This window comes from Pseudomonas sp. GW821-FHT03C07, from assembly GCF_059420925.1.
Window position 1 is genome coordinate 151,051 of sequence record NZ_JBWKUQ010000007.1, and the last position, 14,053, is coordinate 165,103.

Annotated in this window: 11 protein-coding genes; 4 read left to right on the forward strand and 7 right to left on the reverse strand. The window is 56.1% G+C overall.

Annotated elements, in window-relative coordinates:
* The first annotated feature begins 38 nt into the window (after window positions 1–38).
* Complete coding sequence (locus AC07VG_RS16110; protein WP_495001506.1) at window positions 39–1,250, forward strand: winged helix-turn-helix domain-containing protein; 1,212 nt, start codon at window positions 39–41, stop codon at window positions 1,248–1,250.
* 172 nt (window positions 1,251–1,422) lie between these two features.
* On the opposite strand, the gene AC07VG_RS16115 is transcribed toward AC07VG_RS16110, so the two are convergent.
* Window positions 1,423–2,769, reverse strand: coding sequence for a class II 3-deoxy-7-phosphoheptulonate synthase (locus AC07VG_RS16115; RefSeq protein WP_495001507.1), 1,347 nt, complete (start codon window positions 2,767–2,769; stop codon window positions 1,423–1,425).
* A gap of 110 nt (window positions 2,770–2,879) precedes the next feature.
* Here AC07VG_RS16115 and AC07VG_RS16120 point away from each other — a divergent pair, with 110 nt between their 5' ends.
* Window positions 2,880–3,635 carry a spermidine synthase gene (locus tag AC07VG_RS16120; protein ID WP_495001508.1) on the forward strand — a complete coding sequence of 252 codons (756 nt, stop codon included), beginning with the start codon at window positions 2,880–2,882 and terminating at the stop codon, window positions 3,633–3,635.
* 98 nt (window positions 3,636–3,733) lie between these two features.
* Here AC07VG_RS16120 and AC07VG_RS16125 read toward each other — a convergent pair whose 3' ends face one another.
* From AC07VG_RS16125 to AC07VG_RS16140, 4 genes are read right to left on the reverse strand one after another with little or no spacing between them, the layout of a single operon-like run.
* Window positions 3,734–4,138 carry a lysozyme inhibitor LprI family protein gene (locus AC07VG_RS16125; RefSeq protein WP_495001509.1) on the reverse strand — a complete coding sequence of 135 codons (405 nt, stop codon included), beginning with the start codon at window positions 4,136–4,138 and terminating at the stop codon, window positions 3,734–3,736.
* A 44-nt stretch (window positions 4,139–4,182) separates the two neighbouring features.
* A complete protein-coding gene (locus AC07VG_RS16130) occupies window positions 4,183–4,707 on the reverse strand; it encodes a hypothetical protein (protein ID WP_495021527.1) in 525 nt (174 codons plus the stop codon).
* The gene (locus AC07VG_RS16135) at window positions 4,688–7,360 is read right to left on the reverse strand and encodes a hypothetical protein (RefSeq protein ID WP_495021528.1); all 2,673 of its coding nucleotides are present in this window, start codon (window positions 7,358–7,360) and stop codon (window positions 4,688–4,690) included. Before AC07VG_RS16135 ends, AC07VG_RS16130 begins: the two co-directional genes overlap by 20 nt.
* 43 nt (window positions 7,361–7,403) lie before the next feature.
* A complete protein-coding gene (locus AC07VG_RS16140) occupies window positions 7,404–9,425 on the reverse strand; it encodes a type VI secretion system Vgr family protein (RefSeq protein ID WP_495001512.1) in 2,022 nt (673 codons plus the stop codon).
* A 570-nt stretch (window positions 9,426–9,995) separates the two neighbouring features.
* Here AC07VG_RS16140 and AC07VG_RS16145 point away from each other — a divergent pair.
* Window positions 9,996–10,982 carry a hypothetical protein gene (locus AC07VG_RS16145; protein WP_495001513.1) on the forward strand — a complete coding sequence of 329 codons (987 nt, stop codon included), beginning with the start codon at window positions 9,996–9,998 and terminating at the stop codon, window positions 10,980–10,982.
* A gap of 201 nt (window positions 10,983–11,183) precedes the next feature.
* Window positions 11,184–11,951 (forward strand): sulfite exporter TauE/SafE family protein, encoded by a 768-nt coding sequence (locus AC07VG_RS16150; protein ID WP_495021529.1) that lies wholly within the window; start codon window positions 11,184–11,186, stop codon window positions 11,949–11,951.
* A 64-nt stretch (window positions 11,952–12,015) separates the two neighbouring features.
* Here AC07VG_RS16150 and AC07VG_RS16155 read toward each other — a convergent pair whose 3' ends face one another.
* Both AC07VG_RS16155 and fliK read right to left on the reverse strand, forming a co-directional pair.
* Entirely contained in the window at window positions 12,016–12,345 is a 330-nt protein-coding gene (locus tag AC07VG_RS16155; protein ID WP_495001515.1) for an EscU/YscU/HrcU family type III secretion system export apparatus switch protein, read from the reverse strand.
* Window positions 12,342–13,913, reverse strand: coding sequence for a flagellar hook-length control protein FliK (fliK, locus tag AC07VG_RS16160; RefSeq protein ID WP_495021530.1), 1,572 nt, complete (start codon window positions 13,911–13,913; stop codon window positions 12,342–12,344). Before fliK ends, AC07VG_RS16155 begins: the two co-directional genes overlap by 4 nt.
* Between the last annotated feature and the right edge of the window lie 140 nt (window positions 13,914–14,053).

A 14,053-nucleotide genomic window follows, 5' to 3' on the forward strand; every position in this document is an offset into this window, starting at 1 on the left:
GCGACTGCGGTAGTTTGCGGGTTCACAAGGAGGCGTGCATGCCCGCAGACCTGTCGTTTTCATTGAAGCAAGCCCGGCGCCTGGCGCTCGCGGCCCAGGGATTCCAGGGCCGCAGAGCCTCGGCGTCGATCAAGCCGACACAGGTCAATCGGCTGATCGAACGCCTGGGTGTGGTACAGATCGATTCGGTCAACGCGCTGGTGCGCTCGCACTACCTGCCGCTGTTTTCGCGATTGGGCGACTATGCCTCCGACTTGCTCGACCAGGCGGCCTGGAGCCAGGGGCGACGGCGGACCCTGTTCGAATACTGGGGGCATGAAGCGTCGCTGCTGCCGATGTCGTTGTACCCGCTGATGCGCTGGCGCATGGCGCGGGCCTCCCGTGGCGAAGGGATCTACCAGCAGATGGCGCGTTTCGGCCGCGAGCAACAGGCGACCATTCGCCGGGTGCTGGCGTTGGTCGAGGAACGGGGCGCGTTGGGGGCGGGCAGTCTGTCGAGTCGTGAGGAAAAGGCCGGGCCCTGGTGGGATTGGAGCGCTGAAAAGCACGCGCTGGAGTGGCTGTTCGCCGCCGGTGAGGTGACGGTGGCCGGGCGCCGGGGCTTCGAGCGGCTCTACGATCTGCCGGAGCGGGTGATTCCTTCGGCGGTGCTCGGACAGCCGCTGGTCGACGAGGCCGAGGCCCAGCGTGGCTTGTTGCGCCAGGCCGCAGCGGCCCTGGGGGTGGCGACGGAGAAAGACCTGCGCGACTACTTTCGTCTGGACCCTGGCGACAGTCGTGCGCGCCTGGCGGAATTGCTCGAGGCGGGTGAGTTGCAGCTGGGCGAGGTGCAGGGCTGGCGCCAACCGGTGTACTGCCTGCCGGACATCAAGGTACCGCGTCGGGTCGAGGCCAGTGCGTTGTTGTCGCCGTTCGATTCGTTGATCTGGGAGCGCAGCCGCACCGAGCGGCTGTTCGATTTCCGTTATCGGCTGGAGATTTACACGCCGCAGCACAAGCGGGTGTATGGCTATTACGTGTTGCCGTTTTTGCACAACGAACGGATTGCCGCACGGGTCGACCTGCGCGCGGAGCGGGCCCTCGGGCGCTTGGCCGTGCATGCGCTGCATGAGGAAGAGCAGGGGCTGGATGAGGCGGGGATGGCGGCGTTGGCGGTCAATTTGCGGCAGTTGGCCGATTGGCTGGGGTTGGCGGATATTCAGCTCAATTGCCAGCGGGTCAGTGCGCAGCGGTTGCGGGGTTTGCTGTAAACGTTGGTATGGCGGTGTCTGGAAGGGCCTCTTCGCGGGCAAGCTCCGCTCCCACAGTATTGGAGCCGTTCCGGAGTTTTGTGGGCAGCCACAAAACCTGTGGGAGCGGAGCTTGTCGGGACGCCGCACCGCCGCGAAGAGGCCCTTCCAGACAACAACAAAGCCTACTGAGTCAACGCCGCACCTGCTTCAACGTCTCAGCAATCAAAAACGCCAGCTCCAGCGACTGATCGGCGTTCATCCGCGGGTCGCAATGGGTGTGATAGCGATCCGACAAGCCATCCTCGGTAATCGGCCGCGCACCGCCAATGCATTCGGTGACGTTCTGCCCGGTCATCTCGATATGAATCCCGCCGGCGTAACTGCCTTCGGCCTGATGCACCTGGAAGAACTGCTTCACCTCGCTGAGGATCTGCGCGAAATCCCGGGTCTTGTAGCCGCTGCTGGCCTTGATGGTGTTGCCGTGCATCGGGTCGGAGCTCCACAGCACCTGCTTGCCTTCACTCTCCACGGCGCGGATCAGTTGCGGCAGGTGATCGCCGACCTTGTTCGCGCCCATGCGCACGATCAGGTTCAGGCGGCCGGGGTCGTTGTCCGGGTTGAGGATGTCGATCAGGCGGATCAGATCGTCGGTGTTCATGCTCGGGCCGACCTTGACCCCGATCGGGTTGTTCACCCCGCGCAGGAATTCGACGTGGGCCCCATCGAGCTGACGGGTGCGGTCGCCGATCCAGAGCATATGCGCCGAGCAATCGTAATAGTCGTTGGTCAGGCTGTCGCGGCGCACGAAGGCTTCTTCGTAGTTCAGCAGCAGCGCCTCGTGGGCGGTGAAGAAGCTGGTTTCGCGCAATTGCGGCGAGCTGTCCATGCCGCAGGCGCGCATAAAGGCCAGGGTTTCATCGATGCGGTCGGCCAGTTGGCTGTATTTCTCGGCCAGGGCCGAGTTGGCGATGAAATCCAGGTTCCACTTGTGCACCTGGTGCAGGTCGGCAAAGCCGCCCTGGGCGAAGGCGCGCAGCAGGTTCAGGGTCGCCGTGGCCTGATGGTAGGACTGCAACAGGCGGTCCGGGTCAGGCACGCGGCTTTTTTCATCGAAGCCGATGCCATTGACGATATCGCCACGGTAGGCCGGCAGGGTCACACCGTTGATGGTTTCGTCGTTGGCCGAACGCGGTTTGGCGAACTGCCCGGCCATGCGTCCGATCTTGACCACCGGGCAGCCGGCGGCGAAGGTCATGACAATGGCCATTTGCAGCAGCACCTTGAAGGTGTCGCGAATCTTTGCTGCCGAGAACTCGGCGAAACTCTCGGCGCAATCGCCACCCTGGAGCAGGAAGGCACGGCCCTGGGTGACTTCGGCGAACTGACGACGCAGTTCACGGGCTTCTCCGGCAAACACCAGCGGCGGATAACTGGCCAGGCTTTGCTCGACGCGCAGCAGGTGCGCGGCGTCCGGGTACTGGGGTTGTTGCTGGATCGGCAGGGCGCGCCAGCTGTCGGGGCTCCAGGGTTGGCTCATCATGAACTCGAGGATTGACGGGGGGAGGCTCATGTTAGCAGCAATTAGTGCGTGACCTGCTCTGTCGGCTTGGCTGACAATTGCCGTTTTCCCGCTTGCAAGGATATGAAATGGCTGAGGAGCGCGTGGAGCGTCTGCTCGCCGAAGTGCACGATGCCTTCGGCATGATTCGAGTCCTTGAAGTGGACGATTACCGGTTTCTCGAATTTGGCGATGCTATTGAGCAGAGTTGCGTGTTCACCGCCGATCCGAGTTGGTTGGAATACGATTACACCCGGGCGATGCTGATCGGCGCCTTGTGCCACGAGGAGCCGGAGAGCGCGCTGTTCCTGGGGCTGGGAGCCGGTACCCTGACCCAGGCCTGCCTGCGGTTCCTGCCGCTGGAGGATGTCGAGGCCATCGAGCTGCGTCCAGATGTGCCGCGCCTGGCCATCGAGTACCTGGGGCTGGATGACGATCCGCGTCTGTACATCCGCGTCGGCGATGCGTTGGAATTGCTGGAGAGCGCGGAGTCAGCGGACCTGATCTTCGTCGACCTGTATACCGATGTCGGCCCCGGTGTCGGTCATCTGGCCTGGAGCTTCCTGGAGAACTGCCAGAAGAAGCTCAATCCCGGTGGCTGGCTGGTAATCAACCAATGGGCCACCGATGACGGTAAACCACTGGGTGCGGCGTTGTTGCGCGGGCTTTATCACCGGCACTACTGGGAGCTGCCGGTGAAGGAAGGCAATGTCATCCTGATCGTGCCGTCGGACCTCGATCAGGTACTGGACCTGCGCGCGTTGCAGGGGCGGGCCGATGAACTGGCGCCGCGCCTGGGGTATTCGTTGCAGACCTTGATCGGCGAGATTCGGCCGGCGACCTAGATGAAGGGCGGTGCGCGGATCGCGAGCGAGCTTGCGTTAGCCGCGCATTGCCACAATCGGGGATGGCAGAAGCTTCTTCTTGCCAGATTCCACCGGGGTCAAGGTTGTGTTTTGTCCAGGTAGGCTGATCGTTCCTGACTCATTTTTGTGATGCAGTTGTTGGCGAGCGTTTCATGGGCAGGATAAGACGGGTCGGCTAAAAAGGATTCAAGCTCACAGTTCGTATCACGTAATGCTATCCAGGCGCGTTGGGCGTTTTTGAGTTTTGAAAGATAACGCTTTCCCATTTCAGGATCGGGGGTGTATTGCTCTTTGATTCGAGTGATCAGCTTTTTGTAGCTTTCGTTAAGTTTTTTGTCTGCACTTTCTTTCTCGGCTTTTGCACAAACATCAATCTGTGCACTGGCTGTGATGTTTTCGCAGTCAAGTGCGTAGGCGTTACCTGCAAACGGCCCAAGGGTGGTAGCGAATAGAAAAATCAAGATTTCTTCAATACTGGTCATTGTTGGGGGCGCGATTATTGGTTTTTGGCTGGGGAAAGCTGCTTCTAGTCTTCATCTGGATATTTACTGAAAAATTTTCGCTTGGATCTGCCGTTATCTTGAAGTATATGTTGATAAGTGAGTTTCGATAGTGGTAGTGAGGGCGTGTTGAAGAAGAGAGCTCTCACTGCATTGTCACCGTCGAATACAAAGGTATCCTCTAAGGTGTATTCGAATCGGCCATCTATAAATCTGGTTATGATTTTTTTGTCTGTGCACACAAGCTTTGGAGGTTCGCAAAAATGATAGTAAATGACTAGGTTGCCGTTTGAAACGGCTATCCCTTGGAAGATCTCTCTGCCCGTCATATTTTGGTGTGTCGGTATTAGTTTGGAGTTTTTTAAAATTGTTTTTCCATGGGCGGAAATTATAAGTTCATGAAAGTAGGCGTCAAATTTTTTTATTTCAATATGTTCGATTTTTTTGTCTCCTGTAATATCTGCCAAAATAGATATTTGCCCATTGGCTTGAGCAGGTGCGAAAAAAAATGCGAGGGGGGTGAGTATTAGGCTATTTAAATATTTTTTCATCGGTCCATATCCTTGTGAATTGATTGACTCTTTTTTCTTTGCTATTGGTGTTGAAATTTATTTTTTCTGTGATCAGGTTGACGTATAAAGGGTCGTCGCCATTGTCGGCTATATCGTATAACTTATGTCTGAGCCAGAAAAATACGGCGGACCTGACGGCGTATTTTGTTTGTTCCAGAAGCTCAGGGTTTTCGATGAAATTCAGGTTGTCTGAGGGCCACATCTGAGAATGGTATTGGTTGAATTTTGTATAGTTGTATCGGCCGGTCAGCTGTTTCAGACCTCTACCTCTAAATTTCCAACCATCGCCGCTTGAAATATTTCCGTTACCCAGGCTTGTTACCCCCGTAACTCCATTATAAATTCTATTTGCAATGGCCGGTTGGTTGGCCTGTTGCTGGATTTCGGGAATGTACCCATGAAGTTGTGCCTCGGTGGGATGTTGGTAGTAATAGCTAAAATCCATTAGCTTTTCGGGTCTGTAGCGAAGTGACTCTACCAGTGAACAGCTGTCTCCCGTTTCAACCCTGACCTGCGAAAAAAAATGACTGAGTCTCAGCGGGGTGTCCAGTTTGTATTCTTTTAGGTTTTTGTTGAGTTCGTTTGCCAAACGTATAAGTTTTTCTGTGTCAGCGCTGGTGAATACCTTTTTCAGCATCTCCAGTGTTATTTTAAAGTTGAACGGGTTTATGCGTTCACTGATAAGTTCAGCTGGCTGAAAGTGCCACGCCTTACCCTCCAAACTGATCCCATGGCGCCCCGTCAATTCCGCCCACCACGACAGTTTCTTTATCCGCGCTTTTGAAATCTGCCATTGCTCAGGTCCAACACGTCCCGTGTGGGCCCAGAGCACATCCAGCTCATCCCACTTCCCTGCGTTCCAGAACCACTCGCTTTCATAGTGGGTAATTAGCCTGCCTATCGCCTGCGCATGCCAAGGTTTGCCCCGTGCGACACGGATCGCTTCGTGCCCCACATGCTCGTTTTCGCCAATATTCAGGAGCGTGTGTAGCCGTGACCTGATCGGCCCTTTGCCTGCGGTGTTTGCCAACGTCTGGTAGTGACGACGCTGCTCAGTGGTCAGGTCTGCCTGCCATGAAAGATGGTGCGCCAGATTGTCGGCATTTCGACTGGTCTCGGTGATGCACTCATAGCCTTCCCATTCCCACGGACTATGACGAGTTGTCAGCAGGTCTTGCTCCAGTACCCAACCGCTGACCGTCTCGCCGGACTCGTTCGGCAACGGATCCTCCAGGCGCCACCAGCGACGGGTGTAGGCGATGGTGGTTCCGGGGATTGATTCGGTGACGCTCAATTTAGACTCGGGCGGCAAAGACTCCAGCATCCCGACCGGCAGGATCATTTGTGCACCGATCAACGCTCCGGCATCGTTGATACTTGGCGGGTTATGGGCGTTGATATCTTCACGGTGGGGGACCACCCGGCTGCTGCCTTTGTAGAGTTTCAACAAGGTGCGCTGGTCTGCGGGAAGATAAGCGGCGTACTCACGACTTCGAGCGATAAAGCCGGGCACGTCCTCGCAGCTGAAAACTTCCAGGTGCAGCAGGTTCCTGGCGGTGTCCTCGCTGAGCGCCTGATATTTGCCAACATGGCCGATCAGTTCTCCCGTCTTGATCCTGATCGGTTCATCCAGCACGACAACACGATTCTTTGCCTCGGGGTCTCTGTTGGCCTCCAGTGCATCCAGCCAGACAAAACCCGGTAGATGTCCGTTCTCATCGACCGCCAGAGGCGGTACACACTCGCCGCTGAGGATCTTCACCAGCTTGCGGAATTTACCCACTGCACCCACGTTGCTGATCGTGAGTGAGGTGCCAATAGGCAATAGCCCCAGGGGATTACCGTTGGCATTGGCCATTGCCCGAACGTTCAAACCGGTCAGTTGCTCGGCAGGTGCATCCTTGGCTGCATTGCCAATCAAGTAGCGGTCAGGACCCAATGCCGTCATTTCCGGCTTGAACACCCAGCCAGTGGACGGCGCGAGTCCCTCTATTGCAGGGTTGACGCTGACAATCTCCAACCATTTGTCTGTCGCGGGCGCAGACTTGGTCATGACGGTAGTGCCTCGCGGTAGGACCGCGAGTATCACTCCATGGTCTGGATGATTTTTTGGGGCGGCCCGGACTCTCAATCCGAGTGTCTTGTCCTGCGCACTCTCCTTGATCCGATAAACACCGCCACCCCAGAAAGTGGGACGGCGCAATCCCGGGCTGGCCTGGTAGCCCGCCCAATCCAGCAGGTGCATGTATAGGCTGTAAACAGTCAATGTCGGTGCGGGAGGTGCATACGAGATGTTCGTCAGGGGCGGCGGTTGCAACCGATGTCTGACCAGCACAAAACCGCTGGAAAACACCGCCGAGCGCCCTTCGAAACTTGAGGTTGGATAGCGTTCGTCAATACGATAGGCGATCACCTCGCCATCGGCCAAACAAAAGACCTCGCGTTTGTCCGAGATCAGGCCCGTGGCTTCATCAAAATGAATGCCACCGTGCCAAAGCCCTCGACGTCCCAATGGGTAGTAACCGCCTTCGGCTTTTGCCAAGACCTTCAAGTCACGGTGGGGATCATGAAGGGTTTGATGGTCGCCCTTTAAGGGAAATGACCAGTTTTCAGTCGTGAACATTTCGGTCATCGCAGCACACTCGTCAGCGAATTGCTGTCCAGGTTGAGGTGGCTCAGTCGGAAAAGCCCGTATCGAGCGCCAGTTCTTTCTGGCGTTGTTCCGGCACCCCATCGGTGACAGCGGTTTCAAGGCGCAATGGCGGCAGTGCCTGCTCCACTGCTCCCGGCAGCAGCGGTCCCCTGATCCGCGGCCCCGAGCCTACACCCGCGTCTTCGTCCGCCTCGGGCCCGTTCAAGGTAATGCCGTTGGCATCGAGTTTGATAAAGTGCTCGCCGACCTTGAGGGTGAGTTGCTCTCCCGCCTCGATCACCACCTTGGCCCCGGCCCGCAGGTGGATCTCCCGCCCGGCCTCGATGAAGTAACCCAACCCGGTCTTCACCTGCTGGCTCTCGCCGACCAGCAGGCTGTCATCGCCTTTCACCTCGACGCGACGGTCCTGGTGAACGGTGTGGTGTTCCTGCGCCTTGAGCTCGCAATAGCTGTTGGCTTCCACGCACTCATGGCGTTCATGGCCGACGGTGACCGAGAGGTTGCGCCCGATGTGCTGTTGCCAATCACGCTGGGCATGCAGGTAGATCTGCTCTTCGCCCTTGCGGTCTTCGATACGCAGTTCATTGCTGCCTCCACCGCCCGGGCTACTGCGGCTCTTGAACACGCTGCGGGTCTTGTGTGCTGGCAACGGATAGGTCGGCGGATGGCGCTGATTGAGCAGGCAACCGGTAATCAGCGGCTGGTCGGGATTACCTTCGAGAAAAGTCACCAGCACTTCCATGCCGACGCGGGGCAAGGTCACCGCGCCATGGCCGGGACCGGCCCAACTGGATGCTACTCGTAACCAGCAACTGCTTTGGGCGCCGGTTTCGGCCGAGCGGTCCCAGTGAAACTTCACCTTCACCCGGCCATATTCGTCGCAGTGGATTTCTTCGCCGGGGGGGCCGGTGACGATGGCGGTCTGGGTATTGAGGCGCCGGGATTGGTGCGCTTGCCGCGGCGAACGGAAGAACAGCTCCCAGGGGGTGGCGAGAAAGCTGTTGCGGTAGCCCTGGCGGAAATCATTCTCGGCACCGCTCGGATTTGCGGCTGACTCCTCCAGCACCTGCGGCTGTTTACCTTCGTGGGTCAGGTGGGTCAGCAGCCAGAGGGTGTTCCAGTCCGGCTGTGGATGTTCGGCCAGGAGCAGGAAGTGCCCACTGGCCAGTTGGGGTTCATTGCTCTTGCCCGACGCCCGTCGGCTGTCGCTTCGATGGCTTTCCAACTGGCGACGATTGAGCTGCCGGCCGTGTTCGTCGCGGTGGTAGCGACCGGGATAACGGTAATCTTCAAGGTCCGGCTGCGGCAGGGAGTGGAGCACGCAGGCGCTGTTTTCCAGCCGGGCACCGGGTTGTTTGAAGTTGTAGTCGCGCAAGGTTGCCCGGGTGCTGCGGGTTTCCAGGTGCAGGTCGAAGGACTGGATGCAGGGCCGTTGCGCGACCATCCCGCTGTCCGGTCGGTATGGCACGCTGTCGGGCAGTTGACGGAAATAGGTCTGGTCGTCGCCAAAGGCCAGGTGATGGCCGTGTGCACTGTGCTGGAAGTGATAGTGCAGGCCGTCCTCTTCACACAGCCGCTGGATGAAGTCCAGGTCGGACTCGTTGTATTGCACGCAGTATTCGCGAGCGGGGAAGGGGTGGGCGAGGTTGAAGCTGAAGGCATTGCTGAGGATGCCATGGTCCTTGAGCACTTGGGCGATGATCTGCGGCACGCTCCGGTTCTGGAAAATTCGCTGGTTGAAACGATGGGCCAGATAGGCCAGTTGCGGCACCAGCGTGAGCTGATAGTGGGTCCAGCGCTGGCCGGTATCGCCCTGGCCGATGCCGTAGATCTGGCCGTGAATGCCCGCGCCGTCGTTGTTGAAGGCGAGAAAACCCTGCCGATGCAGCAGCTCGTCGAGGTTGAGGTCCGGCTGCCGGCTGACCAGCTCCAGTTCGAAGCGATAGGGTTGGTTGATAGCTTCCGTGCCCTTGAACGCCAGGACTTCCAATCCCTGTTCGAAATCTGGAAGAGTGAAGGTAAAGCGAGGTGCCGAGGTGAACATCCGTTGTGCCTCCTGCAAGGGGAAAGCACGAAGTGTGGACCCGTCGGTGGTGGTGTTGAATGCTGTAAAGCAAAATCAGAATCAGGCTACAAGCTCTTGTATTGAAGGGCTGTAGGGGGATGTAGGGATAAAGGAAAAGTTTTTGCGGGAAGGCGGGTCTGCAAAGGTGAAAACAGGTTTCCGCTCAACATATCTATTGCCGTTTTGATACATGGGGTGATTTTTGGGTGGGAGGAAAAACGACCATTCAATTGTTTCAATTGTTTCAATTGGTTTCGGAGTCAATAGGTCTGGATGACAGTCGGTCCTACAGGGAAGGCGCAATATAGAACGGTTGCTTTAAACTGCGCGCTGCGCGTGTTGTATGAAATGTCTTACGTGTCGGCATTTTCAAGGTTGGTTAAATTCCTTGGGGGCGCACTTGCCTCATATCGAAGTGTTGACATGATTGAGGGTGTCTATTTAGATTTAAATTGTTCGGTGCACGCTCGGATATAACAAGCATTATAGAGGCGTTTTATTCGGAACAGACCGATTACCGATTAAGACCTCAAAAATAAAGGCGAAATCATGAGATCAACATCATTGCAAAGTCGCTTCGAGATATTTGAACAAGACAAGTCGATGCAGCAGTTTGGTGAGATTTTTATTGAAGCGTTAACCCGTCATCTCGGAAATTTAAAAATACCAGGTAGGGCTATATTCGACAATTTTCGGAGGGAGCCCCTGTTCGCGCAGGTCGATCAAATAGCTGAGATTCAGAATGCAATGCACGAAGTACTTTGCCATCCGACGACTCAAGAAGCTCAGACCGACGCCGAAAATACATTTAAAGCCTTTCTCAGAAAAGACAAGGCAGACACTGGTGTTTTGAAGTTTTTCAATGGATGGAATGAAACCCACAAAACAACGAGCTTAGTTTCTGCCAAAATTATCATGCGTTTATCTGCGGATGCTCTATCCGTATCTGCCGAAAATCGAGCTGGATACCATAACGTTATGGCACACATGCATGAGGTTGCGAAAGATGATTTCGGCCTTGGGCACAAAGGGCATGATGGCATGTACGGTTATATGACGGAGGCCTTTGGAGCTCCTGGCTGGGTAGAAAGTCAGTATAAAGTTGATGAGTGTGAAGAGTTCTCTGCATTCCTCTACGCTACTGGCGTAGCGGAACATAAATCCCCCCTGAATTCTATTGAGCATAAACAATCCATCATGGATGCTATGATGGTTTCCATCGCTTCAGAGCTTTGGAACGGACGAGAATATAATTTCATCGCTCAATACATTGAGAAAAAACTTATTTCTTTCAATCCCTTGTTGAGTCGCGACGTTCAAAGCCTGCGAAATGCAAAAGGATATGTATTGGGTCATGCTGGAGAAGTAGAAAGCAAGCACGGCCTACATGCTTTGGCAGCAGCACAAACTTATGGTCGAACGGTAGACCTGAAATTTGAGGTTGATCGCCTAAAAAAAATAATGCTCGATTACAATCAGCGTGTCGGAAAAGCATTCAATTTTTTGCATGCGGCTTTGATCTCGACAAGTCAGTGATACTCATCTTGGATTCTCGTATGTCCAAGCCTCCAGGGCCTTCTCAGGCAGCTTTAAGCATGCTATATGTTAGTTGTTATAATATACTCCGATTGATCTTCTATGATCGTACTAGTAGGTTGGTCGGAGCCTCTGAATATCCGCTGGGTCGAATTTAATAATGCCTGGTTTAAGAACGCAAATCCTGGCAGGATACTTTATATGGATTTTGAACACGCCTTAATTGCGTTAGGTTTTTTTGCTTTCTGCGGTGGCTTGATTGATGCGGCCGTTGGCGGAGGCGGACTTGTACAGCTACCCGCACTTTTACACGCTTTACCTCAATACAGTTTGGCTACGGTTTTTGGAACCAACAAGCTGGCGGTTTTAGCGGGTAATTTTTCTTCCATATTCACCTATCTCAAAAAAATAAAAATCATATGGAAGCTTATGCTTCCAATTATGATTTCAGCTTTTATATTTTCCTTCTTTGGCGCCCTCTCTGTTTCGCTCGTTCCCAAAAGGCTTATGGAGTATGTTGCTTTCTTTGTTTTGATCGTGATGGCTACTTATACCTTTGTAAAAAAGGACTTGGGTCGGGTCAGTTCCAATATTAAAATCGGAAAGAAAGAAGCTTTGCTAGGGGTTTTTTGGGGTGGGTTAATCGGGTTTTATGACGGCGTGTTCGGACCCGGTAGCGGCAGCCTTCTGCTTTTTGTTTTTGTAAGGTGTTTTGGGTTCGATTTTCTAAATGCATCCGCTTCAGCAAAGCTGGTTAATTTAGGGACATTTAGCGCGGCGCTAATATTTTATATCCCATCTGGTAACGTTTTATGGGCCCTGGGTGGAGTCGTTGCCGCCTGCAATATTGCAGGCTCTATCACTGGGGTTTTTTTAGCGCTGCGTTATGGAAGTGGCTTTATTCGGATATTCTTTTTGATTTTACTTGTGTTTCTCATTGGCAGGATGGGGGTGTCCATATTCTTATAAGTCAAACCGTTTGTCAGTGAACGACAAAAAACAGGTTGTCGCCTTTACCCAATCCAATTCTGAATCAGTAATCCTCCCCTCGCTCGGTAATATCCTTCTCCACAGGGCGCGCATTGGGATCCTGGCCAAGCGGAAATTTTCCCTTGAGGTTCCAGGCAAAGGCGATGATCTCGGCGATGGTCCGGTACAACTCCTCCGGAATACTGTCGCCCAACTCCATCCGGGCCAGCAGTTTCACCAGTTCGGCATTCTCGTAGATCGGTACTTCATAGTCGCGGGCCAGCTTCAGGATGGCTTCGGCCAGCTCCTCGTCGCCCTTGGCGGTGAGGGTCGGGGCTTGTTGGCCATCGTACTTGAGGGCGATGGCCTGGCGTGGGGTGTTGGGGTTCTTCATGCGGTTTCGTCGACCCAGCGTTGGTCCAGTCGGGTTTGCTTGCCCTGGGGTGGGGTGCCCTGGTGGCAATCGAGGTCGCTGACATTCAGGCCCGAGGCCCGCAGGCGCTCGCGCAGGTCGCCCAATTGACTGGCGATCAGGCTGGCGGTATAGGGGCGTTCGGCCCACAACTGGCTGGACAGGCTGCCGCGCATCAGCTGTGCCTGGACTTGCAGCGGGCCCAGCGGTTCGAGATCGAAGGCCAGCTCCACCCGCCACAGTTGTTCCTTCTGTTCACGTTTGTCGCGTTTTTCCTGCTCGGGTGGCGGCTCCTTTTCCTCATGCTGGATCTTGATCTGCAAGGGCACGATGTCGTGCAGGTTGCGCATGGGAATTTCCAGTTGCCAGGTGGTCTGCAGATTGCCCTCGGGTGTGCGTCCGGTCTGTTCCAGGCTGGAAAGCTGATGGCTTTGCAGGCGCGAAACGGCCGCCGCGGCCAGGCGCAGGAGGCCTTCCAGATCGCCATCGTCGGTGAGGCTTTGCAGCAGTCGCGAGGGCAGGGGAAAGCTGATCGGCTGGGTCGGTTCGCCGACCTGGCCGAGGGTCCCCAGGGCGCTGCGGACAAAGCCCGGGAGCGTGCGGGCGAGCAGCGCGGCGGCGGCTCCGGGGTCGAAGCTCGGGCTGCCGGGCAACTGCGGCATGATCTGCGCGATCAGGCGCAGCAGGTTGCTCTTGAGGTCCGGTGTCAGGGCTGGGTTCTGCCCTTGCAACAGATTGGCCTCCAGGAACAGTCCGCTGTTTTGCAGGGCCTGGGCCAGACCTTTGGGGTTGCTCAGCTGATTGATGTCGGGCAGGTCCGCCAGCAAGGTGTTGATGACCGCCCGCAGGTCGTCGGGCAGGTCGGTGTTCCGGGACAGGTTCTGCAGGGTGCTGACCAGGTTGTCGAGCGAGCCTTGCCGACCTTGTTGGGTGACCAGTTGTCGGGCCACCGCCAATTGGTCCTGGCGTGCGGCCAGCGGCACCAGGCTCAAGCTCTGCGTACCCTGTACCAGGGCGCTCAGCAGGCTGCCGATGCGCAGCGGTTGCGGGCTGTCGAGGGTCAGGGTGGTGCCGCTCAGGGCCGTGTTGAGCAGGGTCACCAGCGAGCGATAGACCGCCGGCTGCCCAGGGGCTTGGGGCAAGAGCTGGGCGGTCATGACCTTGCCTTGCAGCAGGCTGCCGACCGGCAGTTGCGCGGTGTCCAGGCGGGTCAGCGCGGCGACGCTGGCACTCAGTGCCTGTTGCACGGTGATCGCCAGGTTGCCGGCCGACGGTTGGGTCACGGCGACACTGGTGCCTTGCGGCAGCGGCAGGTTGCTGCTGACCTGCACGGTGGTCTGGCGACCGCTGTCGGTGGTGACCTTGAGCAGCATCTGGAAAGTCTGGTCGGTTTGCTTGAGGGAGAGAACTTCGGCCTCGGCACTCTGTCCGGGGGCGATCAGGCCTTCCAGCGGCGGTGTCAGTTGCAACAGTTCGCTGGCCAGCAACATCGGACGGCTGTTGGCCGGGATCAACTGGGGCAGGGGGAGGATGTTGAGTTCGCCTGTCATCGGGTCGCAGCCTGTCGAAATAGCCCTCTTTGGAGTAAGGCATCACATGTATAATGCAACGCCATCTCCGAAAGTGTGTCCAAAATAGCGCAAAAATTGACGCAGCTCTGTAGGTCGAGCTGCAAAAGCATTTATTCTGC